The following is a 24258-nucleotide window of genomic DNA, read 5'->3' as shown; positions in this document are numbered from 1 at the left end:
TGTGGTTTTCCCATGACCAACAAGCAAGCTGACCGGATTGACCAGGAAGTAATGCGATGATTTTTCCGCTAATTTCCATTATTATAACTCTATATTAATACCATAAATATACGTAATTTAACGTTTGCATTAACTCATACTTAATGGATATTCTTATTCACACCTTATCAGGAACCACTACTGCAGGCTTTATAGCGGGATTTAGCAGATCTTCCACAAAGGATAAGCTACTTCTTGTATTGCTGGGCGGATTTGCAGGTGCTTTCCCGGATATAGATGCAATTAGTTTATGGAGCAGGTTCGATCGCACCATCGGTAAATGGCTTCATTTATCCCATTCAGGATCTGATATCTATTTCGGTAAATTCTGGTATTCACACCACGGTTTTTTCCACTCCCTGTTTGCAGCATTTCTTTTCGCTTTAATCTTCATAGTTGTCCGTAAGAGCTTCTTCAAAAGTTTATCTCTCAAAGATTATATAAACACGCGGCAAACAAAGATTGTATTTGCGGTATGTTCTTTTGCATACGTATCACATTTGCTTGGCGACCTGCCAACACCAGGTGCTGTATGGGGTGGCATAAGGTTGTTTTTTCCTTTTCATGTTTATATAGGCGGTTATGGCACCACATGGTGGTGGAATAATTACGATGTGTTTTTAAGTCTGGCCATTTCTACGATCTTCTTTGTTTTATTAATCCTACTTAATAAAAAATTTTATTCAACCGATTATTTAAAACTATCTGCAGGCTTATATATCTGCTGTGTTGGATTCTGCTTTTATTTTGTCACACATCGTTCGATCAGTTATGCATATTCGGGCAATACGGTTCGTTATACCTATTACGAACGGTCGTCAAAAATTGACCAGTACAAAAGATTAGGGAAAAATCTTTATTTCAGGATGGTCAGGCTTGATAATAAAATCCCTTTATACTTTTAACCTATAGTTAACGTTTAGATCTATAATAATATCCCCTATAAATAATGCGATATTTCTCAATAATTTTATTACTGCTCCTTTCAATTATTTATCCGGACATCATTCGTGGTGAAGACAACCCTTTAATGAAAAGTAAATCTGCGCCTGTATTGATTTTTTCCGAAGATAGCGCAGCTGTTACTCCGCTGCAATCAGGGATCACCGATTCCTTATCTGACAGAGCAATGCCTCCTGCTGTTCAGGATACTGTTTTACCTCCTTGTGATATTATTTTCTTCAAGTCCGGTAAGCTTGAATATTGTAAGATTATTGAAAATAGTCCGACAACGATTTCATATAAAATGTGTGATTATTCAGAAGGTGCAACTATTGTTGTAAATAAAAGTACGGTTCACAAAATACGTTATGCCAACGGGAAGGAAGAGATTATAACTGCCGAACAAAACAACGTTAATGCGTATGTGCAAAAACGTAAGGATCGCTTATCTACTTTGGCATTAATCTTTAGCTTGTGTGGACTTGTACTGGGAATTTTTGCTGTAGCAGGTTTGGTTTTAGGAATAATAAGTCTTGCAAAAATCAGTCGTCGCAAAGACGAACTGAGAGGTAAAGGTACTGCTATATGGGCAATATGTATTTCAGCAGTGATCCTTATTATTTTATTCGCATCCGTTTAAAAAAATAACAAAATAAAACGTGTGGCACATATGAGCCACACGTTTTATTTTGTTTACATCTGTGCCACTTCATATACTTCAATCAACTCTCCTTTTGCTGTAAAATACGCATCGTATATTTTTCCATCATTCACAAAATTTACAAAGTATCTTGACTGGTGTATATCACTCTTGCTTACGCTGAATTGAGTCATATGCGTATAGCCTTTTTCTTCAAGCGCTTTGTGAAATTCTTCTGTGTGATTCTTCTTGTGATTTTGAATAGACAGACTTGCGGCCTGTGAGCCGAAAACAATAAACATCATTGAAACGGCAACAAATGCTGCGGTAATTTTTTTGATACTTTTTTGCGTTTTCATAATTCTCTTGCTTTAAATTATACTACTAAATAACAAAAAAATGCTGTAGAAAATTGGTAGGAATGCTGAAGGAAATTAGTAGTAATACTGAAGAAATTTTGAATAGTGCGCATAGTTTTTGTCTTTGACTGTAACTTAGTCGACACTCGCCGTGGTTAAGAAAGAGGAACGTTACCAACCATGACGGAAAATAAAAAAGGAGCCTTATGCTCCTTCTTTTTTATTTTCCGTTTTATGATTCAATCTTAGAAACAATACTGATTCGCTTCGATCAGCTGAGCAGCGATTCTTCTGCGTGCATCTTTTGTATTTAACGGTGCCACTTTTGTGAAACGTTTCAAACCCATCAGCATCATGCGTTGCATGTCGCCATCTGCCATGGAGTTGATTGCGTTTTTACCGGCAATATTAATACGGTCAGCAGCATCAAACACGTTTACCTTCGTCATATCGATCTGGCCTTGAACAGCAGCTTCGCCTTTCATAGAAATTAATTTCTCTGTACGAAGCAGTGTAGATTCTGCTACATAAATATCTATTGCGATGTCTGCCATGTTCATTAAAATCTCCTGCTCTGTAGCAAGCTTATCCATATACTTCTGTGCGGCTGCACCGGCAATCATCAGCAATGCTTTCTTCATGTTCCGGATCGCTTTCTTTTCTTCCGCAAATAAACCCTCATCTTCTGAACCGAAATCAGGAATCGCCATCAACTCTTTCTGAACCGCCATCGCAGGGCCCATCAAATCAAGTTCACCTTTCATCGCTTTCTTCAGGAACATGTCCATCGTAAGCATACGGTTGATCTCGTTCGTACCTTCGAAGATCCGGTTGATACGGGAATCTCTGTATGAACGATCCATCGGATAATCGGCAGAGAAACCATAACCACCTAAGATCTGTACACCTTCATCACTTACGTAATCCAACGTTTCAGAACCTGCTACTTTCAACATCGCACATTCGATCGCATATTCCTGCGCAGCTGCCAATAATGCTTCTTCGTAGGTCTTGCCTTGTTTTACCAGTTCCTCTTCCGCTTCGTTGATACCTTGTCCGGCACGGTACATCGCAGACTGAACGGTATATATTCTGATTGCCTGTTCAGCCAATTTATATTGAATCGCACCAAAGTTTGCAATCGGTTGTTTGAACTGGATACGCTCTTTGGCATATTGAATGGAAAGCGTACTCACACGTGTTGAGCCACCCAAAGCTGCGGCAGCAAGCTTGATACGGCCGATGTTTAAGATGTTGAATGCGATCAAGTGTCCTTTACCGATTTCACCCAGGATATTTTCTTTCGGCACTTTGCAGTCATTGAAGAATACCTGGCGGGTGGAAGAACCTTTGATACCCATTTTGTGCTCTTCGTTACCAAGAGAAACGCCTTCGCCTTTCTCAACAATAAAGCCTGTGAATTTATCACCTTCGATCTGCGCGAACACAATGAATGTATCAGCAAAACCTGCGTTTGTGATCCACATCTTTTGTCCGTTCAGAATATAATGACTGCCGTCAGCAGAAAGTACTGCTTTGGTTTTAGCAGCCAATGCATCCGAACCGGAGCCTGGTTCTGTTAAGCAATAACTGGCTTTCCACTCACCGCTGGCAAGCTTTGGTAAATATTTTTTCTTTTGTTCTTCTGTGCCGAAATATAAAATCGGCAAGGTACCGATACCTGTATGTGCCGCCAGTGCTACAGCAAACGAGTGTCCTGCCCCAACAATTTCTGTTAATAAGAGAGAAGTATTGAAATCTTTTCCGAAGCCTTCATATTTTTCAGGAATGGATGTTGCCAGCAAGCCAAGTTCTCCGGCTTTCTCCAGCAGCTTTTCCATTAGGCCTGGTTCCTGCGCATCAATACGATCCAGGATCGGATGTACTTCCGTAGCTAAAAAATCCCTGGCCATATCAGCCATCATGCGTTGCTCTTCATCAAATTGTTCAGGGATAAAGATGCTTGATGCTTCCTGTTCGCGAATGATGTACTCGCCTCCTTTAAAGCGCTTGTCTGTTGATGTAGATGAAGTTGACATATTGTTGGTGTGTTTTGAGTTTTAATTTTTATTGGTTTAGTACGGAGTACAGAGTACTAAGTATATAATGGTTTTAATCTATTTTCTTTTTGGTTAGCTCCATTCAAAATTAAAAACGAAGTTTTACTTGTTGCTTTTTTGTACTCCGTACTCTGTACTTAGTACTCCATACTTCTTATAGCATTTCAAAGATCCCTGCTGCCCCTTGTCCGGAACCTACGCACATGGTAACCATGCCGTATTTCTGGTTGGTACGTTTCAGTTCATTGAAGATCTGTACAGATAATTTAGCGCCGGTGCAACCAAGCGGGTGACCTAAGGCAATAGCGCCACCGTTTACGTTGATCCTGGATTCATCCAGGCCAAGCGTACGGATAACGGCTAATGACTGTGCAGCGAATGCTTCGTTCAATTCAATTAAATTGATATCGTCCTGTTTTAAATCTGCAAGTTTCAATGCCTTCGGAATTGCTTCCACCGGACCAATACCCATGATGCGAGGTTCAACGCCTGCAACTGCGTATGATACTAAACGGGCAATTGGTTTCAGGTTCAATTCTTTTACCATCTTTTCAGACATCAGCAATACAAACGCTGCACCGTCTGAGGTTTGAGAAGAGTTGCCGGCTGTTACCGAACCACCGTTTGCAAATACCGGACGAAGTTTCGCCAAGGCCGGAATGCTTGTGTCTGCACGCGGGCCTTCATCCATTGTTACCTGGTATTCTCTGGTTTTCTTTTTCTCTTTTTCATCCAGGTATGTTTCCTTGATCGTGATAGGAACGATACCGTCCTGTAAGTGACCGTTTTTAATGGCCGCTACCGCTTTCTGATGCGAGTTGTATGAAAATAAATCCTGATCTTCTCTGGAAACATTGTATTGGGCAGCTACTGCTTCAGCTGTTAAGCCCATTCCCCAGTAGTAATCCGCATGTGTTTTTGTTAACTGATAGTTCGGTACGGTTTTCCAGCCACCGAACGGGATCGGACTCATCGTTTCAACACCACCTGCAATGATGCAGTCTGCATAACCGGCACGAATTTTCGCATCCGCAATCGCAATGGTTTCCAGCCCGGAAGAACAATAACGGTTCACCGTCATACCCGGAACTTTTACAGTATCCAGCCCCATCAGGGAGATCATTCTACCAATGTTCAAGCCTTGTTCTGCTTCAGGTGTAGCGTTACCAACAATTACATCATCGATGCGTTCTTTATCCAATGCAGGAACAGAAGCAACCAAATGTTTGACAACATCTGCACCCAGATCATCTGCACGATAAAAACGGAACAGTCCTCGTGGCGCTTTACCCACTGCACTTCTATAAGCTGCTACTATATATACTTCTTGTGATTTCATGTTTGTATAAGTTAGTACTAAGTACGGAGTACAGAGTACAGAGTATTTATTCTAACGATTTTTTTAATCCTAAAATCATACTTTGTACCTCTATAAGCTGACTTAATAATTGTTCAATTTGATCTTTAGTTAAATAATTTAATTTTTCAGTTAGTATTACTTGTGTTTCCAGTTCGAATGAAGATCCAAGAGCAACGCTTAAGAAATGTGAAAAGTCTTTTTTTGAATTACGTCCAGCACCTTCCGCAATATTTGAAGGAATGGAAACTGCAGATCTCCGAATTTGCGAAGTCAGATTAAACTTTTCCTTTTCAGGAAGCTCTTCTGTTACTTTATATATTTCTGCAGTAATATTCATGGACTTTTGCCACACTTTTAATTCTTTATACTTATGCATTGCTGTTAGAAAGTATTATTTCGAATCTAGTTTAGTAATCCCCCGAAAACTAAATCTTCTTTTTTGTACTCCGTACTCTGTACTTAGTACTTTATACTATTAGTTCCTCAACGGCCTGCCGCTCGTTAAGATGCTCTGGATACGCTCAAGAGTCTTTTTCTCCCCTGTTAAGGAAAGGAACGCTTCGCGTTCAAGGTCTAACAGATACTGCTCAGATACCAATGTCGGTGCAGACAAGTCGCCACCGCACATGATGTATGCAAGCTTTTCAGAGATCTTACGGTCGTGCTCTGACATATATTTGCCCGATACCATTGAATTCGCGCCTGCATAGAACATACCTAAAGCAGACTGGCCAAGAACTTTAATATCCTTGCGCTGCTTCGGCTGCGTATAACCGGCTTCTGCCAGACTGATTGCTGCAGCTTTTGCGTCTGCGATCAAGCGGCTCCTGTTCAGTGTAATGCCATCGTTCTTACGAAGGATACCCATGCTTCTTGCTTCTTCCGCAGAAGTTGCAACTTTTGCAGTTGCAATATGCATGTACATATTCTTCAGGTTGTTTACCTGGATATCGCCATCTTCGAATGAATCACTCACACGAAGCGTGAATTCTTTTGTACCGCCGCCGGCAGGGATCAGGCCAACACCAAATTCTACCAAACCGATATAGCTTTCAGCAAAGGCCTGTACGTGATCGGCATGCAAAGTCATTTCGCAGCCGCCACCAAGCGTTAAGTTGTGCGGCGCTACTACTACCGGAATCGATGAGTAACGCGCACGCATCATCGTATTCTGGAACGCACGGATCATGAAATCAATTTCATCATACTCCTGCTCGATCGCATACATCAATACCAATGCGAGGTTTGCACCGGCAGAGAAGTTTGCGCCATCATTACCGATCACAATACCACGGAAATCTTTCTCTGCAATACCAATGGAACGGTTGATTGCATCTACAACCTCGCCGCCCAGCGTATTCATTTTTGTATGGAACTCAAGGTTTACAATTCCATCGCCAATGTCGTGCAGTGTTGCGCCGGCATTTTTGAATACAGGTTTATTTGCACGCAGCGTGTCTAAAATAATAAACGATTCTGTTCCAGGAATTACCTTGTACGACTTGCTTGGAATGTCATAGTACAAACGTTTTCCGTTTTCTGATTTGTAAAAGCTGGCATTTCCTGCTTCAAGCATTTCATATACCCCTGCTGCAGGCTTGCGGCCATCTTCCTCCATCATCTTCACAGCCTTGGCTACGCCAACAGCATCCCACGTTTCAAACGGACCAAGTTCCCAGCCAAAACCGGTACGCATGGCATCATCGATACGATATAACTCGTCAGAAATTTCAGGGATGCGGTTTGAAACATATTTGAACAGGCCAAGGAATGTTCTTCTATAGAACTGACCTGCTTTATCCTGTGATTTAATTAAAACAGAGAAGCGTGGTTTCAGATCTTCGATCGCTTTTGTTTGCTCAAGCGCAGCGAATTTTACTTTCTGCTGCTGTCCGTATAATAATGAATTCAGGTTCAGTGAAAGAATTTCTGTCTGACCGGCATCATTTTTCGTTTTCTTATAAAAACCTTGCTGCGATTTATCGCCATACCATTTGTTCTCATCAATTTTTTTCAAAATCTCAGGCAGAACAAACATGTCTTTTGCTTCATCATTCGGAGCACCAACCGCCAGGCCATTTGCAACTTTGATCACCGTATCAATACCTACCACATCAAGGGTACGGAAGGTTGCAGATTTCGGACGGCCAATAACCGGACCCGTTAATTTATCTACTTCTTCAACCGTCAAACCAAGCTCGACAATGGTATGTAACGATTCCATGATGCCATAGATACCAATGCGGTTGGCAATGAAGCCCGGCGTGTCTTTACAAAGTACAGTGGTTTTTCCTAAATACAGATCGCCGTAAAGCATTAAGAAATCAATTACCTCTGAACTTGTTTTCGGTCCGGGAATGATTTCCAGTAAACGCATGTAGCGCGGCGGGTTAAAGAAATGTACGCCGCAGAAATGTTTTTGAAAGTCTTCGCTCCTGCCTTCAGACATCAGGTGCATCGGGATACCCGAAGTATTTGATGTAATGAGCGTGCCAGGCTTACGGAAAGATTCAACCTGTTCGTAAACCTTTTTCTTAATATCTAAATTTTAAACAACTGCTTCCACGACCCAGTCGAAAGAAGCAATGTCTTTCATGTTGTCTTCAAAATTACCTGTAGCGATGCGTGATGCGAACGCAGCGTCGTACAACGGTGCAGGATTCGATTTTAAAGAAGCCTGCAAAGCATCGTTCACAATGCGATTGCGAACAGCTTTACTCTCAAGTGTCAAACCTTTTGCTTTTTCAGCATCATTCGGTTCTTTCGGTACGATATCCAGAAGCAATACTTCCAGACCGATGTTTGCAAAATGACATGCAATGCGAGACCCCATTACGCCGGAACCTAATACTGCAACTTTGCGGATTTTTCGATGGCTCATTATTTTAAATGAAGGTTATTAGGTTAGCGATGTATTTTTATTTTCTATAATCGATTGGATTTCGTGCAACACGTCGAAGAACGTATTCAGCTTTGATTCAGGAATCTGGTTCCGGATCCGGTTGTTGAAATCCAACACAAACTCTTTAGCTATTTTTCTTTTCTCCTTGCCAAGTTTAGTCAGCACAATGGTGACTTTTCTTTTATCACTGCTGTCATTTCTGCGCTCAATCAAACCTTCTTTTTCCATGCTGTTAAATACACGTGAAAGGCTTGTCGCTTCCATTCCCAAAGCAGGACCAATCTGCGTAGCAGCCGTTCCTTTTTCCGGGTCAATGTTTAATAAAATAAAACCAACGGCAGCGGTAGTGCCGTATTTCGACGCACGTTCATTATACATTCTGGAAATAGCATGCCATGAATATTTAATGTTGAAGCAAACGGTCTCTTTAGGTTTCATACTGTATCTTACGGAAAAATTCAATATTTTGTTATGCTTTCATAATAAAATATTGCTGTTCTATATAAAAATTATGCAACAGGAAATTGAACAGAAAATGTCCCGTTAAACAGCAGGAATTACAAATAAAGGGAGCGTAATTTTACGATCAGAAAACCTGTAAATACAAAAGCCAAAGTTAAAAAAGCAATGTTTGCTACTTTTTCAGATAAAAACGGGTACAAAACAAGGAAAATAGCAAATGCGCTGAAAAACGTATAAAAAATAGATCTCTTTTTCAACCGTACTTTATTCGCCTTTTGAACAAAAAGCAATTCCTTTTGCAGCGTTTGCAACAGATTTTGTTCTTTTAAAACCTTCTGAACCAAGGCTTTTTTAATTTCAGCATCATCTAATCCCTGTTCCTTCAATTTCAGGAAAAGGCTATATATTATGTCTGCTGTAATTTGAGATTCCATACAAAATTATTCGATTTCTTACATAAACGTACATGACCGAATAAAGTTTGACTGTAACCAATAAAAAATATAAATATTTCAAGTAAATAGGTTAACGAATGTTAAAAAATATCTCCCAATCTGATTCTTTAAAACCAATCAAATGAGTATCACCTCTTTGGACCAGTGGACGCTTAACCAGTGAAGGGTTTTTTATAATAAGTTCTATGGCATTTTTCTGATTGGAAACAGATTCCTTTTCAACATCCGTGCACTTTTTCCAGGTTGTACCTTTTTTATTAATGATGTCTTCCATGCTTAAATCCGATAACCACTTTTTGACTTCAGATTCCTCAATCCCTGCTTTTTTATAATCATGAAATTCGTACGCGATATTATGTTCATCCAGCCAGCGGAATGCCTTTTGCATGGTATCACAATTCTTAATGCCGAAAATAGTAATAGGTGCCATCTTATTTTTTTACGATAATCTTCAAAAATACTACTTCAGTTTAGTTTTTACTCACTTTTTTGTTCTATATCTTTTTAATTCAGATTATCGTATATACATTAACTGTTAATTATCTAATCCGAAACTTACATGACCGCAACTCGTCTCTTCGATTTAATTCCGCAACAAATTGCCAGATACCCAAAAGATGATGCTCTGGCAACCAAGGAGAATGGTACCTGGATTACTTATTCTTCTGCGCGTGTACAGGAAATTATTGATCAGGTAAGCATCGGATTTATTAAATCCGGTTTGAAAAAGGATGATAAGGTTGCGATCATTTCTCCGAACCGTCCGGAGTGGAACTTCATTGACCTGGGGTTGCAACAGATTGGTGCGGTAAGCGTGCCCATCTATCCGACACTGACCGTTGAGGATTACCGCTATATATTTGATGATGCCGGAGTTAAAATGGTTTTCGCTTACGACGAAGCTTTATATACCAAAGCCTGCGAAGCTGCGCAGGGTTCCACATCAACTCCGGCAGTATATACCTTGCAGGATGTAAAAGGTGCAAAAAACTGGAAAGAGATTACCGCGCTTGCAGCTGGTGAATCTGCTTCCATGCTGGATTCTTATAAAGCCAATGTATTGAACAGCGACCTGCTGACATTAATATATACTTCCGGTACAACCGGCAAACCTAAAGGCGTTATGTTAACGCATAACAACATATTAAGCAACGTGCTGGCTGCGATTCCGCTAATGCCGGTTGACCACAGGCACCGCGCGCTCAGCTTCCTGCCTTTGTGCCACGTGTATGAGCGGATGCTGTGTTACCTGTACTTGTCGCAAGGGGTTTCTATTTACTATGCCGAAAGTACAGATACCGTTGGTGAAAACCTGAAAGAAGTGAAACCGCAGATGTTTGTAACAGTGCCACGTTTGCTTGAAAAAGTATATGATAAGATTGTTGCAAAAGGCGCTGAACTTACTGGTATTAAAAAATTTCTTTTTTACTGGGCACTTGAGCTTGGCTTGAAATACGACCTGCAAAAAAACCAGGGCTTCTTCTACAACATTCAATTAAAGCTTGCCAATAAACTCATCTTCAGCAAATGGCGTGAAGCTTTAGGCGGCAATGTTATTACAATTGTATCGGGTGGTGCGGCTTTGCAACCACGACTGGCGCGGGTATTCTGGGCGGCGCGGATTCCGGTTATGGAAGGCTACGGCCTGACCGAAACTTCACCGGTAATTGCCGTGAACCGATTCAATCCGGATGAGAACCGGATCAGCACCGTTGGACCATTGCTGCCGGGCGTAGAAGTGAAGATCGCAGAAGATGGTGAGATCCTGACACGCGGACCACACATCATGAAAGGTTATTATAAGCGTCCGGATTTAACGGCTGAAGCTGTCGACAGCGAAGGCTGGTTCCATACGGGAGATATAGGACAGTTTGTTGAGAATAAATACTTAAAGATCACCGACCGTAAAAAGGAAATGTTTAAAACCTCCGGCGGTAAATACATTGCGCCGCAGTTGGTTGAAAATAAATTTAAAGAATCGCGCTACATTGAGCAGATCATGGTGATTGGTGAAGGTGAGAAATTCCCTTCAGCAATTGTGGTTCCTTCTTTTGCTGATGTAAAGAGCTGGTGCGAGATCAAGGGCATACCGTACACCACCAATGAAGAGATGGTTTCCAATCCGCAGGTGATCGAAAAATTCCAGAAAGAATTTGATGAGATGAATGAAAATTTCGCGCAGTACGAGCGTATAAAGAAATTCATCTTAATGCCAAAACCATTTACAATAGAGAGTGGTGAAATGACGCCGACCCTGAAACTGAAACGTAAGATCATCATGCAGAACTGCCATGCAAAGATTGAAAAGATGTATGACAGGTAGGTTTAAGGTTCTATGTTTTAAGTAATAAGTTTTAAAAAGAACGGTTTTGATGTAGAGTCAGAGCCGTTCTTTTTTTGAAAGAAATAGTGTAAAGATCAAATGCAAATCAAAACACACCATCTTGCCAACATAAAAATCGCGGAAGTCACTTCTGATGAAATTATCATTTCAAAGATTGATGACGCGTTGAATCTGATGGCAGATCTGTATTACCAAAACTATGATTCCATTATCCTGCATGAAAAAAATATTACTTCGGCATTCTTTGATCTGAAGACCGGAATCGCGGGAGAGGTTCTGCAGAAGTTTTCTAACTACCGCATGTGGCTTGCCATCGTCGGCAACTTCGATGCTTACCAAAGCAAAAGCTTCCGGGATTTTGTTTTTGAAAGTAATAAGAATAAGCAGATCAATTTTGTCGGGTCAGTGGAAGAGGCCCTGGAGCGGTTGAGGTAAGAGTTGAGTACTCAACTATTGTTGATGACCCGCATTAATTTTAGAACCCCCATTATTATTCTCTGTACTAGCAGGAACATCAATAACGGCAGCATAAGAGGTGTTAGATCAGCTGGCTTAAATAATGAATATGCAGTCAAAGACTACGAAATAAAACACACCTCCGCCGCGGCGGACACCGCTTCGCTAAGACTGACTCGAGAAAAAGTCCCATGGTCTGTATGTCACAGGCCATGGTGTAAAAAGAAATTGATAACAAAAGATTAAATCAAATGGTAACAAAAGATGAATTGATACAGCGGTATACGTCCTTCACTGATGAAGAATTATTTGACGTATATAAAAATATTGACACGTATTCTGATCTGGCTAAAGAAGCATTGGAAATTGTGATTGAGGAAAAGGGTGGTTTGGAAAAATTTCTTGCCGGCAAAAAAAGAGCTGAAGAAGAAAGTGCTGAACGATATTGGATAAAAAGACAGGCGATCAAACTGTATCTTGAAAACCCTGATAAAATTTTTATTAAGGACCGACTAAAATCTGACGTATTAAATTATACTGAAGTAGCAGACATCATTGAAGAGGTAGTATCAAAACTTGAAAAAGAAAAAGCTGATAAAGCAATTACTTCCAGAACAATCATGGGATGTTTTTTCGGTGTGGCATTAGCAAGTTTATTGGGCGGAATTTTCTGGGCGCTGCAATTGATTTATTTTAAAGTAACTTTTGGAATTTTTATAATAGGTATTGCCCTTATATGTTATGGCATTGTACGATTAATAACCAAACAGTCAAAAGCAAATACCGCCGTTCTTATCGCCACTATAATTTCCACGCTTATGTCTTTCGTTGTTGGGGAGTTTATATATACCCTCATCGGATACCAGGGCTGATCCGTCAAAAACACCAAAGCCATCGCTAAAAAGCGATGGCTTTGGTAATGAAATATGCACTGAATTTATTTCTGTCTACTGACAACTAACCACTAACTATCTGATTGCGTCATCACCACGTGTTCTCGTACGCATACGGATCGCATCGAGTACATCATACACAAAAATCTTCCCGTCTCCTACTTTACCTTCAGAACCTGTTTCAAGAATTACATCAATACATTTTTCCAGGTTCTCATCGCTTACCACACAGATGATCATAACCTTCGATAATAATACAATGGACTTCTCTGTTCCACGATAAATTTCCGGGAAGCCCTGCTGCAGACCAACACCCTTCACAGGTACAACGGTCATACATGGAATACCTACTTTTATTAAACCTGCCTGTATTGCCTTCAGCTTTGAAGGCTTTACAATTGCTTCTATCTTTTTCATGCTGAAAGTCTTTTATTCGATAGTTGTGTATGCTTCAATACCAAATTCCACGGCGTCAGTACCTGCAAGCTCTTCGCGCTCACCCAAACGGATGCCGGCTGTTTTCTTCAGCACAATAAACGCGATATACGTTGCCGCAAAAGAACATACTGCAATCACCGTAACACCTAATGTCTGCACGCCCAACAAATGTGCATCACCTGTCGTGAACAAGCCGCCCTTTGTAGCAAACAAGCCTACAGCTACAGTACCGAAGAAACCATTCACACCGTGTACCGCGACAGCACCCACGGGATCATCAATTTTCATTTTATCAATTGCTACAACGGCCACATCAATCAGGATACCTGCGCACAGACCAATGATGATCGCGGAGTTTGCGCTCACCACATTACAACCTGCGGTGATCGCTACCAGACCTGCAAGCACGCCGTTAATTACCATCGTAATATCAATGCGTTTGTAACGCAGGAATGTGTACACCATGGTAGAAATACCGCCCATGGCAGAAGAAAGGAATGTGTTGGTTGCTACGCTGCCAATCAGTTCCCACTTACCTACTGCGCCTAATGTTGAACCCGGGTTGAAGCCGAACCAACCAAACCAAAGGATGAATGCACCTACCGCCGACAACGTTAAGTTGTGACCAGGGATGGGGTTGATGGAACCGTCTGCATTGTACTTGCCGATCCGTGGACCAAGTACGATTGCAGCTGCCAGACCGGCAAAGCCGCCCATAGCATGTACAGCAGCTGAGCCTGCAAAATCATTGAAGCCTAACTGCATCAGCCAGCCATTCGGGTTCCATACCCAGTTTGCTGCCAACGGATACATGACAGCACAAAAGAACAACACAAAGAAAGCATATGCCCAGATCTTCATCCGTTCTGCTACTGCACCCGATACAATAGAGATTGCGGCAATCGCGAAGCCCATTTGTATAAACCAGAATAATTTGTTTGACACGGTGAGGCCTAATCCCATGTCGCCTTCAGGAATTCCCATATCAAAGGCCCACCAGCCGTTTGATGTGCCATAGGCAATTCCAAAACCAATGGCATAAAATGCAATACCGCCGAACATAATGTCGATCATCACTTTGGCAATAATGCTAATGGAGTTTTTAGATCGCACAAATCCAGATTCCAGTAAGGCGAAGCCGCCTTCCATCTGAAAGATCAGCGCGGCACAAATAGCTACCCAAACCGTATCTATGGCATGGGTGAGCTCAACTTGCTGTGCAGCAAGCTCAGTCATTTCGTTCATTTGATTAAGATTGTAAAATAAAGGGTTATGAATATACCGGTTAAATATATTCGGGGGCAAAGCTGTTAAAATATTCAGTGATTAAAAAGAAAATGTATATAAAAATTGAAAATAAGGGTGATTTTTAACCTATAAATGAAAAAACACACATGATTTTTAGTCATTCAACATTATATATTGGCCTTAATATGGATTTTATATGATTATTTCAGCGAATAAGCATGGAAATTTAACTGCAATGTATGCGGATAGAAGCGAATAAAAATTTTCCTGGAACTGTATCTTTTCCTTTATTTCGCATTATGCATGAATACAAATCAATATTCCGTTTCACTCACACAACTCATCTGTTCATGCTACGTCTTTTTATTCCTCTCTGTTTTTTATTGCTGTCAACCTGTTCCAGCAGCAAAAAAACTTCTGTCTATGAAAAAATAGACAGCGCCAAAATTGCTGAAGCATTTAAATTCTGTAAAAAGAATGGCTATGATACTGCTACGGCTTTCTTTGTTGACATGAGTATACACTCCGGCAAGAATCGCTTTTTTGTCTGGGATTTTGCCGATAAGAAAATCTTATATGAAGGTTTGTGCTGCCACGGCATGGGCAAAGGCAGTACGGGTTCAACACCTGTGTTTAGTAATGAAAGTGGAAGTTATTGTACCTCTCTTGGAAAATATAAAGTTGGCATCCGTTCTTACAGCCAATGGGGCATTCATGTGCATTACAAATTACACGGTTTGGAATCTACCAATTCAAATGCCTATAACCGCATTGTGGTTTTGCATTCATATACACCTGTTTCTGAAACGGAAATTTATCCCTTTCATTTGTCGATGGGCTGGAGTCTTGGCTGTCCGGTAGTTTCCGACGGCATGATGACAAACCTGGATGCATTGTTAAAGAAAAAAACGAAACCTACCTTGTTGTGGATCTATAAATAAAAAAGAACGCTTTGCTTGAAGCGTTCTTTTTTATTTATGAATACTGTTGTTAATTAATCTACTGAATAATCAGAAAACAGCTGGTTAAACGTGCCTTCCAACACTTTTACATTTCCACTATCATCATATAGTTTGCAGGACACAGAACCTTTTGCAGAAAGGAATCTTGCTCCTGTTTCATATACATCCTTCTGTGAATCAATTTTGATATAGCTGCCTGTTTGATCGGCAGTACCTTTGTAAGACGACCATACTTTCCCATTATCATCTGTCAATTCTATATCCCAACCCTGGGTAGTCGGATAACTCCCAGAATTTGCTGCTGTTGAAAAGTTTGTATAGGTACCTGCAGCATAAATGTTCTTAATGTCCTGCTCTGAAGGATAATCTTCACCAATGTAACTGAACGATTTATGAACTTCTATTACAAGCCCGTCGATCTCAGTAAACTGGTTATTCTGGTAGCTGAACTTGGTCCAAAATGAACCTTCATAGAACTCATATACATACGCATCACTGTTGGCATAATCAACATAATTACCTACCGAGCTGGCGCCTATTCCATTATTGTAGGCAGTTGTACTTGCAGCACTTGCCTGATTGTAGGCAGCACCACCAAAAGTACCTTTGAAATAATATTTACTTGTTGAGTTGTTTGTATTTGTGTTGGAATTGGAAGGTGCCGGATCATCTTTCTTCTTTGAACACGAACTGATCGTTACAAATACAATAATTGCGTACGCTAATAAGCTTAAGGATTTTTTCATGGATTGAAATGTGTTTATAAGTCAAAAATATAAAAATATTTTTATATTTTTGACTTATATTGAAAAATTTGAGGGTTTTATTTAACTATATTTTGCAAATTTTTACTCCAACCCAACATTAAAGCTACCATCCATCACGAGTTTGCCTTCAACTTCTTTTTCGGTGCCGGGCATGGTAAAACCTTTAAGTTTAGCTGTCTTGCCTTTGCTTAACAAATCAAAAATGTTTTTGTCGCTGAGTTTCTTTCCCAATATTACAAACGGAATTTTAAATCCGCACTGATTAAAATTCGAACAGCCATACGCTGTGTTTCCTTGCTTCAATAAATACTCTTTGCACTTCGGACATTTCAAGGTATCAATCGCAATGTCTTCTTTTGGCTTTTTCTCTTTTGCTTCTTTGGGTTTGCTTTCTTTTGAAGCTGCATCTTTTGATTTCGCCGGCCCTTTCGATTTTTCCGGCGCGACATAAATAGCCTTGAAGGAATTACTTTTAACTTCTCTGGTAATATCCGTTACCATGTCAATCAGTTCCTGCTTGAACGTGTCGAGCTGATATTCGCCTTTCTCAATCATCCGTAGCTTGCGTTCCCAGTTGCCGGTTAGCTCCGCACTTTTCAGCAATTCGTATTGTATACAATCAATAAGGTCAATACCAGTCTGTGTAGCAAAAATATTTTTCTTCCTACGTTCAATGTATTTTCGTCTGAAGAGTGTTTCAATAATATTGGCCCTTGTTGATGGCCGGCCGATGCCATTATCTTTCAGCAATTCGCGCATCTCTTCGTCTTCAACCTGCTTGCCTGCTGTCTCCATGGCACGCAGCAAACTCGCTTCGGTATAAGCTTTGGGCGGCGTTGTTTTACCCTGGTGAATCAGCGGTGCATGCGGACCACTTTCACCAACTGTGAAAACCGGCATTATTTTTTCTTCATCACCTTCTTCTTTTTTTTCCGTTTTATCGTTGGCATATACTTCCTTCCAGCCAGCTTCTATGATCTGCTTGCCCGTAGCTTTAAATTCCACCTGACCTACAGTACCCAGTACGGTTGTATTAGATACTTTACATTCCGGGTAGAATGCAGCAATGAATCTTCTTGCAATCAGATCATAGATCCGCTTCTCTTCTACATGTAAACCCGGTGAAGGTGAAACACCCGTAGGAATAATAGCGTGGTGGTCGGTAACTTTTTTGTCGTCGAAAACTGCTTTGGATTTCGGAATGGGTTTGGCCAATACCGGTGCCGTTAAATTTCTGTAAATTGTGAGGTCTTCTAAAATGCCTTTTACTTTCGGATACAGATCTTCTGAAAGATACGTGGTATCAACGCGCGGATAGGTAACAAACTTTTTCTCGTACAGGCTTTGTACATATTTTAAAGTATCTTCGGCTGAATAACCAAACCGTTTATTTGCTTCAACCTGCAGCAGTGTTAAATCAAATAGTTTCGGATTACCTTCCTTGCCTTCTTTGATTTCAAAAGCGGTAACAACAAACGGATGCTGCTTTAAATATTCCAGCCCTTTGTTTGCTTTGTCAAGTGACTTTAATCGCTCAATGGCAGCTGTGAATTCTGTTTCGCGGTATATGGTTTTCAGTTCCCAGTATTCTTCTGAAACAAAGGCATCAATTTCTTTTTGTCGCGCCACAATCATCGCGAGTGTAGGTGTTTGTACGCGCCCGATAGACAAAACCATTTTCCCCTGCCCGAATTTTTTGGTGAACAGGCGCGTCGCATTCATGCCCAGCAGCCAGTCACCGATGGCGCGGGCGCTGCCGGCTGCATAGAGGTTGTTGTACTGATCGGCTGCTTTTAATTTCTGAAAACCTTCTTTAATAGCTTCTGTTGTGAGCGAAGAGATCCACAAACGTTTTACCGGTGCCTGGCATTTTGCTTTCAGTAATACCCAACGCTGAATCAGCTCTCCTTCCTGGCCGGCATCACCGCAGTTAATCACTTCGCTGCAGCTGTGGATCAGTTTTTCGATTACCTTGAATTGTTTTTTAACACCGGAATTGTCAATCAGCTTAATGCCAAAACTCTGCGGAATCATGGGCAGATCTTCCAGCCGCCACATCTTCCAGCGGTCCAGATAATCATGTGGCTCTTTCAGTGTACAAAAATGTCCGAAGGTCCAGGTGACCTGATACCCATTGCCTTCATAGTATCCGTCATTGCGCTTCTTAGCGCCGAGTACTTCGGCGATATCTTTGGCAACACTGGGCTTTTCGGCAATGCAAAGTTTCATAGGGTATACTTATGGCAGTGGTTTTTTGAAATCAATGATTCTGTATGTTCTTTAGATACCTGCGGTTATTGATAATGACTCCTTGCGGATCGCTGAATAAGACCTGCTGAGCGGCAGGCCGCAGAAGTATATCATCAATCTGTATGATGCCTTTTGAGATTTCTTTGTTAATACCGTATAAAATAATTTTTTGTATGCCTTGCGGAATATAAATGGTGTCTTCATACAAAGCCCAATGACCGTCAATGATTTTAACACGTTTGGATAATTCGCACTTCACGATTTCGTGCTCTGCCTCTGCTTCAGAAACTCCGTCAACCAATAAGTCTGTTCTGGGTAATACATCAAAATAAATATCCGAGTACCAGAAAGATAAAATGTATTTGCCTTCGCAGGTTTTTGGAACAGTTATGGTATCTATAACAAAACGTTTGCTGATTTTTGCACTAAAAACACCTGCACCCAGATAACCGAAGCGGCCCGGCGCTTTAAAGTCATTGTAGTAAAAACCATTAGAAAGCTGCTCTGCATGCAGCGGCGCGAGCGCCAGCGTATCTACGCCTATGATCTTTTCTTCATATAATCTTCCGGCAATCTTATCCCCGCAATCTGTGTCCAGTATATATAACGTTGTTGTTCCTTCACGGGCAATTTTCCGGGCGCAGGTGATAAGCGCCTGCTCGCCGGCAGATAGCAGGCTGCAGTCTTCAACCATAAGCAAAACCGGCTTGTTTGACTTGTTCTTAATCTGTTCCCAGATATTATTTTTTCTATAAGGCTCGAAATATATTTTCTGCATTTCATATGCCTGGCGGAATGAAAGCCGGCTCGACATAGTACTGATCAGCGGAAGACCGGTACGCAAAGACATTGCATATGCTTTACTGATACCTTCACAACGTACATCTATATTTATATTTTCAGAGCCAACGTTAAAAAAAGGCAACGGAAGGATGGCTGCATAATGCTTTGCATCAACCACCCTCGAAAGAGCCTGAATGTTATTTGAGTATTCAGAAGAGGTTAAATCTGACCAGCGGTTATTCAGTTCTTCTTTCTGCCTGCCATTTGTATAGATCACCTCTGCAGCCAGAATAACAACCAGACAGGCAGTAATGACTGCAGTAGTCTTTGTTTTGAAATAATAATATATATAATAAACGGTGAAAATATTTAATGCATAATAAAACGGCCAGGAGAATCTGCCCAGTGCCCTTAACTGTTTGACCGGGCCGGAATATTGGACCAGGTTCTGCAGCTCGAGGATGAATGGAAAGCCCATTGAAAACAATAATAACAGAACAGAAGCAAGCAATACCACATTAAATGGTGTATTCTCTGTAGGTGAAGTAAAAGGTTTTGTATCTCTGCATATAACCAGCCTGAAAAGGACCGACAGAATCACCAGTAACGCTGCGTAACCTACAAACGCTCTTCCTTCGATGGACATGTAATCGGTGCTCTTAAAAAGCGCACGTGCTAGGTCGTCAAAATACGGTCTTGAGATCGGCAAAAAAATAGATTCGGGTTTTGCCAGGTATTCCATATGCCCCCAGGGATATGCTGTGCGGTCTTTAATGCCCGACGATACAATATCAAGCAGGACGATAACAACAAATGGCAGAATAATCTGTATGAAAAAATGCAGGCCGTTCTCAATTGTCCGCAGCCGGTCTTTAAAGAACATATATATAAAATATATTGCCGGCAATGTTGCTGTCATGAAAAAGAAATATCCGTGCACTTCATATACGTACAAGTGAAACACACCTATCAATAAACTTAGGCGGATGGTTCTTCTTTCATGGAAGACCATCAGCAGATACATGCTTATAGGAATAAAACAATTTATAGCCAGTGGGTAATGGCCGCTAAACCTATCCAGCTGCGGAGTTAGGAAAGCGATTGGTGTAGCAAACAATACAATCATCCACCAGGGTAATTCCAGTTTTTTCAGAATCAGATGAATAAAAACAGCTGAAACCAATAAAGATAAAATGATGGATAAATTGATGTATGCCACTACAGAGAACTCATTCAGCAGGCCTGTATGTTCATGAATAAACTTGATTGCGTTAACCGGCAATGATTGTATACCAAAGAATTTCAGTTCTTCACCATACGGATAATTCATGGATGTACAGAAAAAATAAGATGTATCGTATTTAATATGATAGATGGATGAAAAATATTCTTTTGCTCCATCACCGCCTGTGTCTGCAAAAAACAGGCGTTCAGGATTTTTAAAAACGAATGAATAAAAAAGAAAGATCAGCGATGTTGAGAATGCGATCGTTAAGATCAAAGAATATTTTTTTATAAACTGCATCATTGTGCTGAGTCTTCTTTTTTATAGCTGATCACTTCTGAAACAATATACGCCGGTCTGGATTTTACCTCTTTAAACACATTCGCAATGTATTCGCCGATGATGCCGATCACGAAAAACAGAATCGAAAATGAAAAACTTAAGAATACAATGATCGTTGTATAGCCTGAAAATGGCTGGGAAAAGAATTTCATGAATACAGAATATATGGCCAGCAATGTCGCGAAACCGCCAAACATGAGGCCGGCAAAGATCCCAAGCCTCAACGGTGCGAGTGAGGTTGTGGTAATGGCTGAAAAAGAAAACAGCATGAGTTTATACAAACTGTATTTGCTCTGCCCTGCGGCACGTGCCGGGGCAATATAATGCAGGCGTTTCTTTTCGAAACCGATGTTCTGGATAATACCCCGCAGGAATTTATTCAATTCAGGAAACTCCTTGCAGACCACACCTGATACTTTTGAAGAGACCAGAAAAAAGTCTGACACATTTGCTTCAAACTGGTATTCTGAAAACTTATTCAGGAATTTATAAAACATGGTTGTGATGCCTTGTTTTATAAAACTGTAGTCTTTTCTTTCATCACGCACCATCAATACTACCTGTGCGCCTGCTTTGTAGGCAGTCACCATGTTTTTAATTTCTGCCGGCGGATGTTGCAAGTCTGCATCCATGCAGATAATGGCTTCGCCTGCGGCATGATTTAAGCCAGCCAGCATGGCTGCTTCATGGCCGAAATTTCTTGAAAAATTCACAACCTTAACCATTGGGTCATTCGCCGCAATGGAGGTGAGTATATTGATCGTCTTGTCTACGCTTCCATCGTTTACAAAAACAATTTCTACCTCTTCTTCCAAAGCATTTAATTCATTCTTCAATTCTTTATAAAAGAGCGGAAGAACTTCTTCTTCGTTGTAAGCAGAAACAACAATACTAATCATAGACGGTAAAATTCTATTTAATCAAAATCCGACTGATAAAGGTACTATTTTAAATCAAAAAATACCGGCTTTCAAGGGCATAAAAAAACTGCAGGTGGGTACAAGTGGTTGGTAGTTTAAGTGAAACAATTTCTTGTGGTTATTTTGATTGTTGAGCCACTTAAACGTACCGAACCACGGCATATTTTCAGTCGACTGGAAATATGCCGTGGTTCGGTACGTTTACGCAAGTGCATAAAACGATATCATTGTATCTTCATTTGCGTAAACTACCAACCACTTGGGCAAAACAAAAACGTCCCGGCTCCGCTGGCGCGGATGTCAGGCACTTAGCAAACAAAAATGCCTCGCTATTAACGAGGCATTTCAAGTTATTTAAGAAGAGATTTAATTATCCATTCATGGAAATCAAAAACTCATCGTTATTTTTTGTTTTAGACATTCTGTCGATCAGGAAGTCCATCGCTTCGATCGAGTTCATGTCAGACATGTATTTACGCAGAATCCAGATACGGGAAAGAGCGTCTTTATCGATCAACAGGTCTTCGCGGCGCGTACCGGAAGCCGGTACATCAATCGCAGGGTAAACGCGTTTGTTCGCCAGCTTACGATCCAACTGAAGTTCCATGTTACCGGTTCCTTTGAATTCTTCAAAGATAACCTCATCCATTTTAGAACCTGTTTCGATCAATGCCGTTGCGATGATTGTAAGTGAACCGCCGTTCTCTACATTACGCGCAGCACCAAAGAATTTTTTCGGTTTGTGTAATGCGTTTGCATCCACACCACCTGAAAGTATTTTACCGGATGACGGAACAACCGTGTTGTAAGCTCTTGCCAAACGGGTGATTGAATCTAATAAGATCACAACATCGTGACCGCATTCAACCATACGTTTTGCTTTTTCAAGCACCATGCTCGCCACTTTTACGTGACGGTCTGCCTGCTCATCAAACGTTGAAGAAATTACTTCTGCTTTAACGCTGCGGGCAATGTCTGTAACTTCTTCCGGACGTTCGTCGATCAATAAGATGATCAGGTAAACTTCCGGATGGTTAGCAGCAATCGCGTTTGCGATTTCTTTTAATAAAACCGTTTTACCTGTTTTCGGCTGTGCAACGATCATACCACGCTGGCCTTTACCAATCGGTGCGAACATGTCCAAAATACGCGTAGACAATTGATTGTGCGTAGTAGATAAGTTCAAACGATCCTGCGGAAAGATCGGTGTTAAGAATTCAAACGGTATACGGTCACGGATCTGCTCTGTTGTTTTTCCGTTTACTGTTTCAACTTTTAATAAAGCGAAATATTTCTCGCCTTCTTTCGGCGGACGGATCTGACCAACAATTGTATCACCTGTTTTTAAACCAAACAATTTGATCTGAGATGGTGAAACATAGATATCATCAGGGCTGGCCATGAAGTTGTAATCCGGAGAACGTAAGAAACCATATCCTTCAGAAATAATTTCCAATACACCGGAGTTTACAATAACGCCATCAAATTCTTTTACTGAATATTGCTGTGAAGCTGTTTGTCTCATCGGACGCTCCGGAGCTTCTGATTGTCTTTCTTCTCTTGGTGCACGATCTTCACCATATGAACGCGGCTGGCGCTCTTCAAAATTGCTGCGTGCAGGTCTTTCTTCTGAATACGCTCTTGGTGCGCGCTCCAACGGTACTTCCTCTGCCGGTACAATAGACTGGCGCTCTCTTCTGCCGGTTGATGCAACTGGTTTGGGTGCAGGAACTGCCGCTGCCGGTGCTGATATATAGTTGTTGTCTTCTGCAGTTTCAGCGGCTTTTACGTTGATACGTTTTGCACGCATGCTGCTGCGGTTGCTGTTATCTTCTTCTGAAAATGCTGCTGTTGTTTCCGGTGCTGAAAAAGTAGAAGCTGAAACTTCTTTACGAACGCTTGATGCGATGGCTGGGTTTAATGCCTGGTGATCCAGTATTTTATATACCAGTTCTTTTTTTTGTAATTTCTTAAAATTGGGAACATTCATTTTTTCAGCTATTACTCTTAATTCAGATAATAGCTTTAAATCTAATTCTTCAATGTTGTACATAAATGTTTTTGCGGTGTAATTGAATCCTAATGTGCAAAGGGGAGTTTATTTCGTAGTGTACACAGTTTGCGTGCGAGACCTGAGATTCAAGCAATAAAAGAATGGCTTATTGGTATTTGAAATTAGGCGAGCAGCAGAAAATTGTAGCTGTTTACGATTTTGATGTTACAAGTATAGGAGAAGTTCCCTTCATTGTCAAGTTTTAAGTAAGGAAAACCTTTAATCTTAATTAAATTAAATAGATTACTAATAATCCGTATTTCTTGTAACTTGCATTTCTGTTACTTAAAATACGTTAATACGACCAAAAATGTTGCAAATCAATTATATCCGCGAAAATAAAGCGATCGTTCTGGAG

General features: G+C 40.8%; 20 protein-coding genes and 1 pseudogene. 6 read left to right on the top strand and 15 right to left on the bottom strand.

Going from position 1 to position 24258, the window contains the following annotated elements:
* Window positions 1-143: 143 nt before the first annotated feature.
* Window positions 144-944 carry a metal-dependent hydrolase gene (locus tag ACTHJT_RS09510; protein WP_440237791.1) on the top strand — a complete coding sequence of 267 codons (801 nt, stop codon included), beginning with the start codon at window positions 144-146 and terminating at the stop codon, window positions 942-944.
* Between the two features lie 125 nt (window positions 945-1069).
* A complete protein-coding gene (locus tag ACTHJT_RS09505; protein WP_440237790.1) occupies window positions 1070-1621 on the top strand; it encodes a DUF4190 domain-containing protein in 552 nt (183 codons plus the stop codon).
* 53 nt (window positions 1622-1674) lie between these two features.
* Here the strand turns inward: ACTHJT_RS09505 and ACTHJT_RS09500 are convergent, their stop codons facing one another.
* The 8 genes and pseudogenes from ACTHJT_RS09500 to ACTHJT_RS09465 form a co-directional block, all read right to left on the bottom strand.
* On the bottom strand, window positions 1675-1980 hold the full coding sequence (locus tag ACTHJT_RS09500; protein ID WP_440237789.1) for a hypothetical protein: 306 nt from the start codon (window positions 1978-1980) through the stop codon (window positions 1675-1677).
* A 245-nt stretch (window positions 1981-2225) separates the two neighbouring features.
* On the bottom strand, window positions 2226-4019 hold the full coding sequence (locus ACTHJT_RS09495; RefSeq protein WP_440237788.1) for an acyl-CoA dehydrogenase family protein: 1794 nt from the start codon (window positions 4017-4019) through the stop codon (window positions 2226-2228).
* 175 nt (window positions 4020-4194) lie between these two features.
* The gene (locus tag ACTHJT_RS09490) at window positions 4195-5379 is read right to left on the bottom strand and encodes an acetyl-CoA C-acyltransferase (protein WP_440237787.1); all 1185 of its coding nucleotides are present in this window, start codon (window positions 5377-5379) and stop codon (window positions 4195-4197) included.
* 46 nt (window positions 5380-5425) lie between these two features.
* The gene (locus ACTHJT_RS09485) at window positions 5426-5776 is read right to left on the bottom strand and encodes a four helix bundle protein (RefSeq protein ID WP_440237786.1); all 351 of its coding nucleotides are present in this window, start codon (window positions 5774-5776) and stop codon (window positions 5426-5428) included.
* Between the two features lie 99 nt (window positions 5777-5875).
* Window positions 5876-8281: pseudogene (locus ACTHJT_RS09480) on the bottom strand (3-hydroxyacyl-CoA dehydrogenase NAD-binding domain-containing protein).
* Window positions 8282-8299: 18 nt separating this feature from the next.
* Window positions 8300-8740 carry a MarR family winged helix-turn-helix transcriptional regulator gene (locus ACTHJT_RS09475; protein WP_440237785.1) on the bottom strand — a complete coding sequence of 147 codons (441 nt, stop codon included), beginning with the start codon at window positions 8738-8740 and terminating at the stop codon, window positions 8300-8302.
* A gap of 119 nt (window positions 8741-8859) precedes the next feature.
* Window positions 8860-9198, bottom strand: coding sequence for a hypothetical protein (locus ACTHJT_RS09470; RefSeq protein ID WP_440237784.1), 339 nt, complete (start codon window positions 9196-9198; stop codon window positions 8860-8862).
* Between the two features lie 91 nt (window positions 9199-9289).
* The gene (locus ACTHJT_RS09465) at window positions 9290-9649 is read right to left on the bottom strand and encodes a Spx/MgsR family RNA polymerase-binding regulatory protein (protein WP_440237783.1); all 360 of its coding nucleotides are present in this window, start codon (window positions 9647-9649) and stop codon (window positions 9290-9292) included.
* 129 nt (window positions 9650-9778) lie between these two features.
* On the opposite strand from ACTHJT_RS09465, the gene ACTHJT_RS09460 reads away from it, so the two are divergent.
* The 3 genes from ACTHJT_RS09460 (at window position 9779) to ACTHJT_RS09450 (ending at window position 12891) form a co-directional block, all read left to right on the top strand.
* Window positions 9779-11542 carry an AMP-dependent synthetase/ligase gene (locus ACTHJT_RS09460; RefSeq protein ID WP_440237782.1) on the top strand — a complete coding sequence of 588 codons (1764 nt, stop codon included), beginning with the start codon at window positions 9779-9781 and terminating at the stop codon, window positions 11540-11542.
* A 99-nt stretch (window positions 11543-11641) separates the two neighbouring features.
* Window positions 11642-11998 (top strand): DUF4180 domain-containing protein, encoded by a 357-nt coding sequence (locus ACTHJT_RS09455; RefSeq protein ID WP_440237781.1) that lies wholly within the window; start codon window positions 11642-11644, stop codon window positions 11996-11998.
* Between the two features lie 272 nt (window positions 11999-12270).
* Window positions 12271-12891 (top strand): hypothetical protein, encoded by a 621-nt coding sequence (locus ACTHJT_RS09450; protein WP_440237780.1) that lies wholly within the window; start codon window positions 12271-12273, stop codon window positions 12889-12891.
* 96 nt (window positions 12892-12987) lie between these two features.
* On the opposite strand, the gene ACTHJT_RS09445 is transcribed toward ACTHJT_RS09450, so the two are convergent.
* Both ACTHJT_RS09445 and ACTHJT_RS09440 read right to left on the bottom strand, forming a co-directional pair.
* Window positions 12988-13329, bottom strand: a complete 342-nt coding sequence (locus ACTHJT_RS09445; RefSeq protein ID WP_440237779.1) for a P-II family nitrogen regulator — start codon at window positions 13327-13329, stop codon at window positions 12988-12990.
* Window positions 13330-13341: 12 nt separating this feature from the next.
* On the bottom strand, window positions 13342-14595 hold the full coding sequence (locus tag ACTHJT_RS09440) for an ammonium transporter (protein WP_440237778.1): 1254 nt from the start codon (window positions 14593-14595) through the stop codon (window positions 13342-13344).
* Between the two features lie 353 nt (window positions 14596-14948).
* On the opposite strand from ACTHJT_RS09440, the gene ACTHJT_RS09435 reads away from it, so the two are divergent.
* A complete protein-coding gene (locus ACTHJT_RS09435) occupies window positions 14949-15539 on the top strand; it encodes a murein L,D-transpeptidase catalytic domain-containing protein (RefSeq protein WP_440237777.1) in 591 nt (196 codons plus the stop codon).
* 53 nt (window positions 15540-15592) lie between these two features.
* Here the strand turns inward: ACTHJT_RS09435 and ACTHJT_RS09430 are convergent, their stop codons facing one another.
* The 5 genes from ACTHJT_RS09430 to rho form a co-directional block, all read right to left on the bottom strand.
* Window positions 15593-16306, bottom strand: coding sequence for a hypothetical protein (locus tag ACTHJT_RS09430; RefSeq protein ID WP_440237776.1), 714 nt, complete (start codon window positions 16304-16306; stop codon window positions 15593-15595).
* Window positions 16307-16408: 102 nt separating this feature from the next.
* Window positions 16409-18556, bottom strand: coding sequence for a DNA topoisomerase 3 (locus ACTHJT_RS09425; protein ID WP_440237775.1), 2148 nt, complete (start codon window positions 18554-18556; stop codon window positions 16409-16411).
* A gap of 31 nt (window positions 18557-18587) precedes the next feature.
* Window positions 18588-20888: a hypothetical protein gene (locus ACTHJT_RS09420; protein ID WP_440237774.1), complete on the bottom strand. Its 2301-nt coding sequence runs from the start codon at window positions 20886-20888 to the stop codon at window positions 18588-18590.
* Window positions 20885-21826 carry a glycosyltransferase family 2 protein gene (locus ACTHJT_RS09415; RefSeq protein WP_440237773.1) on the bottom strand — a complete coding sequence of 314 codons (942 nt, stop codon included), beginning with the start codon at window positions 21824-21826 and terminating at the stop codon, window positions 20885-20887. The genes ACTHJT_RS09420 and ACTHJT_RS09415 overlap by 4 nt, the downstream gene beginning before the upstream one ends.
* A gap of 391 nt (window positions 21827-22217) precedes the next feature.
* Complete coding sequence (gene rho / locus ACTHJT_RS09410) at window positions 22218-23900, bottom strand: transcription termination factor Rho (RefSeq protein WP_440237772.1); 1683 nt, start codon at window positions 23898-23900, stop codon at window positions 22218-22220.
* Between the last annotated feature and the right edge of the window lie 358 nt (window positions 23901-24258).

The sequence above is a fragment of the Cytophaga sp. genome (genome assembly GCF_051961495.1).
Taxonomy (GTDB): domain Bacteria; phylum Bacteroidota; class Bacteroidia; order Cytophagales; family Cytophagaceae; genus Cytophaga.
The sequence above is the reverse complement of the archived record's forward strand: the minus strand, read 5'-3'. Positions and strand labels throughout refer to the sequence as shown.

Bases quoted from the DNA above. Each gene is read 5' to 3' on its own strand.
- ACTHJT_RS09510 (WP_440237791.1), top strand. From the start codon at position 144: ATGGATATTCTTATTCACACCTTATCAGGAACCACTACTGCAGGCTTT.
- ACTHJT_RS09505 (WP_440237790.1), top strand. From the start codon at position 1,070: ATGAAAAGTAAATCTGCGCCTGTATTGATTTTTTCCGAAGATAGCGCA.
- ACTHJT_RS09500 (WP_440237789.1), bottom strand. From the start codon at position 1,980: ATGAAAACGCAAAAAAGTATCAAAAAAATTACCGCAGCATTTGTTGCC.
- ACTHJT_RS09495 (WP_440237788.1), bottom strand. From the start codon at position 4,019: ATGTCAACTTCATCTACATCAACAGACAAGCGCTTTAAAGGAGGCGAG.
- ACTHJT_RS09490 (WP_440237787.1), bottom strand. From the start codon at position 5,379: ATGAAATCACAAGAAGTATATATAGTAGCAGCTTATAGAAGTGCAGTG.
- ACTHJT_RS09485 (WP_440237786.1), bottom strand. From the start codon at position 5,776: ATGCATAAGTATAAAGAATTAAAAGTGTGGCAAAAGTCCATGAATATT.
- ACTHJT_RS09475 (WP_440237785.1), bottom strand. From the start codon at position 8,740: ATGAAACCTAAAGAGACCGTTTGCTTCAACATTAAATATTCATGGCAT.
- ACTHJT_RS09470 (WP_440237784.1), bottom strand. From the start codon at position 9,198: ATGGAATCTCAAATTACAGCAGACATAATATATAGCCTTTTCCTGAAA.
- ACTHJT_RS09465 (WP_440237783.1), bottom strand. From the start codon at position 9,649: ATGGCACCTATTACTATTTTCGGCATTAAGAATTGTGATACCATGCAA.
- ACTHJT_RS09460 (WP_440237782.1), top strand. From the start codon at position 9,779: ATGACCGCAACTCGTCTCTTCGATTTAATTCCGCAACAAATTGCCAGA.
- ACTHJT_RS09455 (WP_440237781.1), top strand. From the start codon at position 11,642: ATGCAAATCAAAACACACCATCTTGCCAACATAAAAATCGCGGAAGTC.
- ACTHJT_RS09450 (WP_440237780.1), top strand. From the start codon at position 12,271: ATGGTAACAAAAGATGAATTGATACAGCGGTATACGTCCTTCACTGAT.
- ACTHJT_RS09445 (WP_440237779.1), bottom strand. From the start codon at position 13,329: ATGAAAAAGATAGAAGCAATTGTAAAGCCTTCAAAGCTGAAGGCAATA.
- ACTHJT_RS09440 (WP_440237778.1), bottom strand. From the start codon at position 14,595: ATGAACGAAATGACTGAGCTTGCTGCACAGCAAGTTGAGCTCACCCAT.
- ACTHJT_RS09435 (WP_440237777.1), top strand. From the start codon at position 14,949: ATGCTACGTCTTTTTATTCCTCTCTGTTTTTTATTGCTGTCAACCTGT.
- ACTHJT_RS09430 (WP_440237776.1), bottom strand. From the start codon at position 16,306: ATGAAAAAATCCTTAAGCTTATTAGCGTACGCAATTATTGTATTTGTA.
- ACTHJT_RS09425 (WP_440237775.1), bottom strand. From the start codon at position 18,556: ATGAAACTTTGCATTGCCGAAAAGCCCAGTGTTGCCAAAGATATCGCC.
- ACTHJT_RS09420 (WP_440237774.1), bottom strand. From the start codon at position 20,888: ATGATGCAGTTTATAAAAAAATATTCTTTGATCTTAACGATCGCATTC.
- ACTHJT_RS09415 (WP_440237773.1), bottom strand. From the start codon at position 21,826: ATGATTAGTATTGTTGTTTCTGCTTACAACGAAGAAGAAGTTCTTCCG.
- rho (WP_440237772.1), bottom strand. From the start codon at position 23,900: ATGTACAACATTGAAGAATTAGATTTAAAGCTATTATCTGAATTAAGA.